1 protein-coding gene is annotated in these 1,224 nt (G+C 45.3%); it reads right to left on the bottom strand.

The window, feature by feature from the left end:
- Positions 1–16: 16 nt before the first annotated feature.
- Positions 17–1,140 (bottom strand): IS3 family transposase gene (locus GJ691_RS10410; RefSeq protein ID WP_154366608.1). Its coding sequence is split into 2 segments (ribosomal slippage): positions 17–888 and positions 888–1,140, totalling 1,125 coding nucleotides; the frame shifts between segments, so codons are not numbered across the junction.
- Positions 1,141–1,224: the final 84 nt, after the last annotated feature.

Here is a 1,224-nt window from a genome sequence, read left to right as displayed (position 1 = left end):
TTGACCTCCTCCCATATTATGTACCGGTCAAAAGTAGAGAATCCGGGCTATTTTGATTCTTTTCGATATACTCGTTGGGGGACATGTCCCCCAACGAGCTATGTGGTCTAAAACCGTTATAATCTTCTCTCCAATGGTCAAATTTCTCTTGTGCGTCATGCAAGGAAAAGAACCAATTGGCGTTCAGGCATTCATCCCTAAAGGAGCCATTAAAACTCTCTATGAACGGGTTGTCGGTAGGTTTTCCAGGCCTTGAAAAATCCAGTTCCACTTTATTTTCATAAGCCCATTTATCCAATACCTTGCTGATGAACTCGCTGCCGTTGTCCACTTTTATGCGTTTTGGAAGCACTTCGCCCCCAAAGGTAATGGTTTCCATGACTTGTACCACATCACTTCCTTTTAAGGACTTGCCTGCATGGATGGCAAGGCATTTTCTACTATAATTATCCACTACAGTTAAGCCCCTGAACCTACTGCCGTTGTACAGCTGGTCAGAGACAAAATCCATGCTCCAGCACTCATGTAAACTGGAGGCGTTGCCTTCATTTGGTTGCCTATGTGCGGCAGAACGGTTTCTTTTGGGCCGCTTGGACCTCAGGTTCAGCCCTTCCTCGCAATAAACCCTGTAAACACGCTTATGGTTGTCCATGAAACCCTCACGTCTCAAAAGGATGTAGATCCGCCAAAAACCATATCTGACCCTTGTGGCGGCTATCTCGTTCATACGCATCCGAAGAAGCTCATCGTTCCTCCCCTGCGTTTTATAATAGAACACACTTTTGTGCAACAGCACCAAGCTGGTACAACGGTTTATGGAGATATTGTACTCCATGCGTATGTTGCAGACCATCTCCCGTTTTCGAGCTGGCCTCAGAACTTTTTTTTCAGTACATCCTGTAGGATCTGTTTGTCAAGGCTAAGGTCGGCAACGAGTTTTTTTAATTGCGAGTTCTCCTCTTCGAGGTTCTTCAAGCGACGTAGTTCCGAGACCCCGAGACCTCCATATTTCTTCTTCCAATTGTAAAAAGTGGCCTCGCTGACCCCCATCTTGCGGCAGACCTCGGAGACCCTAGTCCCCGTCTCGGCCTGTTTGATCGCGAACACAATCTGAGATTCACTGAATTTTGAACGTTTCATAAGCAAATAATCTATTTAAAGTTAAACATTTATTCGCCCTATTTTCTCTAATTTTATTCTGTCCAGTTTATCGGGAGGAGGTCA

This window comes from Maribacter luteus (assembly GCF_009674825.1).
Lineage (GTDB): Bacteria > Bacteroidota > Bacteroidia > Flavobacteriales > Flavobacteriaceae > Maribacter_A > Maribacter_A luteus.
The sequence above is the reverse complement of the archived record's forward strand: the minus strand, read 5'-3'. Positions and strand labels throughout refer to the sequence as shown.